The sequence below is a fragment of the Sphingomonas sp. STIS6.2 genome, assembly GCF_000732685.2.
GTDB lineage: Bacteria > Pseudomonadota > Alphaproteobacteria > Sphingomonadales > Sphingomonadaceae > Sphingomonas > Sphingomonas aerolata.
In genome coordinates, this window is sequence record NZ_JPDP02000077.1 from 1 (window position 1) to 2,674 (window position 2,674).

3 protein-coding genes and 1 pseudogene are annotated in these 2,674 nt (G+C 57.2%); 3 read left to right on the top strand and 1 reads right to left on the bottom strand.

Annotated elements, in window-relative coordinates; translation table 11 throughout:
- Positions 1 to 355: LolA family protein (locus tag sphst_RS11860; RefSeq protein WP_199848966.1), on the bottom strand; the 355-nt coding region annotated here is incomplete at its 3' end.
- Between the two features lie 583 nt (positions 356 to 938).
- Here sphst_RS11860 and tatB point away from each other — a divergent pair.
- The 3 genes and pseudogenes from tatB to sphst_RS11875 form a co-directional block, all read left to right on the top strand.
- Complete coding sequence (gene tatB, locus sphst_RS11865) at positions 939 to 1,406, top strand: Sec-independent protein translocase protein TatB (RefSeq protein WP_043156210.1); 468 nt, start codon at positions 939 to 941, stop codon at positions 1,404 to 1,406.
- Positions 1,403 to 2,179, top strand: coding sequence for a twin-arginine translocase subunit TatC (gene tatC, locus sphst_RS11870; protein WP_031393089.1), 777 nt, complete (start codon positions 1,403 to 1,405; stop codon positions 2,177 to 2,179). Before tatB ends, tatC begins: the two co-directional genes overlap by 4 nt.
- Before the next feature lie 19 nt (positions 2,180 to 2,198).
- A pseudogene (locus tag sphst_RS11875) lies at positions 2,199 to 2,674 on the top strand (M1 family peptidase); the annotation flags it as partial.

A 2,674-nucleotide genomic window follows, 5' to 3' on the forward strand; every position in this document is an offset into this window, starting at 1 on the left:
GCGGCGAACTGCTGATAGGTACGCGCGATACCTGACGAACCTTGTAGTCGATCATTATGAGCGAGTTGCCGTCTCCAACGACAAGCAAAGGTACGCCGCTTTGATACTGGAAGCGGACTTTTCCCGGCCGCTTGAGCGTAAGTTCGCCAGCCAGTGAGCGGCCATTGCGATCGACCTGCGTAAATTGCGCTGTCATCGTATCAACGGCACGCAAATGCTGCTGCACCTGTACCATCGGAGAAACTTGGGCCAAAACCGGCACTGGCGCTGCAAGTGGAATGCCGAGCGCGAACGCGCAGGCGGCTTTGATCAGAAGAAAGCCTGCACGTCGTAACCCCCACGAACTTGCGGGCATTTAATTCTTTACCTTTTTACCTGCGCTAGTTAGGCTGGCGGGACCCGTCAGCTTATCTGAAGGTGGCAAAGAGCACACCACACCGAACGGAGTCGTATTGCAATGCTTCGTTGGTTCTTGCGTCGCTTGCTTACGGCAAGTCACGCCAAATGGTGTTGTTGTACAACCTTTAGCCTCAACCGGTGCTTGAGTGGGTGCAAGGGCGAGAGCGGCAAATAGTACGAGCACAGGCATCACCTTGAATACGAACCCTACGTGATCCGGTTTTACGGGCCATCGCAGCAAGCGAGGGATTTACGGAGCATCATATTAACGAAGGCGGTACTGCCCGCAATGACGAACCCGCGATCGGTACCGGCGGGCAGGAGCGGTGCGTGCTTCCCAAATCCCGATCCCAATGGGAACGCCCCCGGTCGTCTTGCTGGCCGTTCCCTTTCGGGAAGGGGAGCAGACAGCTTGGATCGAAAACCGTTGGGCGGCTTGATCCAGCGGATTTAGCCTCGAATCAACATGCGGTAGATAATCCGGACGATTGGCTCTATTAGTTTTCTCTTTGGGATCAACCGCATTGGCTCAAAGTTAGATGTTCGGCGTCGACTCCTCCGAATTGCTCATGATCGCCTTCGTCGCGCTGATCGTGATTGGTCCTAAAGACCTCCCTAAAGCGATGCGCGTTGTAGGGTACTGGGTCGGACGCGCCCGAGGGGTCGGCCGACAATTCCGCGCCGGTTTTGATGAAATGGTGCGCGAGTCCGAGTTGGCAGAAATGGAAAAAAAGTGGGCGGCGGAGAATGCCCGTATCATGCGTGAACACTCGCCCGCCGTGCCGTCACCCGAGACGTCGTCGCCGGGTAACGCCCACGAGGTGACCGATAACGCAACAGGCGCTTATCACGCATCGAAACAGGCAACTTTCCGTGATGCCGATCTAGCGAATGACGACGCTGTTCAGCACCAGCCGGTGATGGTTGAAAAGCCGCAGGTCGCTCCGGCGCCTTCCACTGACACCGACGCGGGGAACTTCGCGAGCAATAGCAAGGCACCGTCGTGAGCGAGACAGTCAACCAACCTAACAATTCGCGCGTCCCGCTGCTCGGTCCTCTGCTGGAGCCCGGCCGAATGGTGCTAGTTTGCATCGCGGCGTTCGCAGTCGCCTTCTTTGTGTGCCGGTATTTTGCGGATGACATATTTTCGTTTCTTATCCAGCCGCTGATGCGCGCCGGCCAAAAGTCGATCAGCTACCCACAGGTGTTCGATGCGTTCTTTGTGCGGGACAAGGTTGCGTTCTTCTCGGCGATGATGGTCTTGCTCCCGATTTTCGCTATCCAATCGTGGTATCTCGTTGGATCACAGGAGAACCGTAAGGAACGCAGGGCGCTTCTCCCCTTCTCCCTGGCTACGCCAACTTTATTCCTTATTGGGGTAGCGACGGCTTATTTCCTAGCTATCCCAATGATGCTGCATTTGCTTATCGCCTTACCGAGTGTAAGTGGCAATGTGCAGCAAGTGCCGCTCCCGGAGATTGGCAAATACTTCAATTTTGCCACGCGCTTCCTGTTCGCTTTCGGTCTCGCGTTCCTGCTGCCGGTATTAATCATACTGCTGGAACATGCTGAAATCGTGAACCGTAGACAGCTAATCAGCGCGCGGCGCTACGCGATCGTTGGCGCGTTCGCGATCACACTCGTAATATCTCCGCCCGATGCCGGATCGCTGTTGCTGATCGCGATCACTCTAGCTGTTCTCTACGAGGCAGCGATCATCGGTATTCGTCTCATCGAACATCGTCGTGCACGTGCCGGACGGCGCGCCGCAAACGGATAATAGCCGATAAGAGGCATCAGTGATCCGCGGAATGTTGATGGTGCCGTTGTTAGCCGGGACGCCTCTGGGATTACTGTGCAGCCCTGCGCTCGCCGCCAACAGGCCGGGTGATGGATTCGAAGTGGTGAGCTACAGGCTCGCGCTTACCCCTGACATCCAGAACAGGACCGTCGCAGGGCGTGAAGCGATCACGCTGCGCGCAACGATGGATGGTGTCCGGCGCCTGAACTTCTCCGCCAATGCTCTCGGCATCGACAGTGCAGCCCTCGATGGCGTTGCGCTCGCCCACACCGTGGAAGGCGATGTGCTCGGCTTCAATTTGCCCCGACCGCTTCGGCGCGGACGCACCGTGAAGCTCGAATTGTCCTATCATGGCCGCCCCTTACGTGGGTTCGCGGGGTCGGCGACCACGCTCTACACCAGCTATTTCGCGTGCGACTGGATGGTCTGTTCCCAGAACAAGTTCGGCGAGAAGGCGGCGTTCTCGCTCGATCT

What these genes read in the sequence shown, in the direction of transcription:
- tatB (WP_043156210.1), top strand. Translation starts at nt 939, where the DNA reads ATGTTCGGCGTCGACTCCTCCGAATTGCTCATGATCGCCTTCGTCGCG.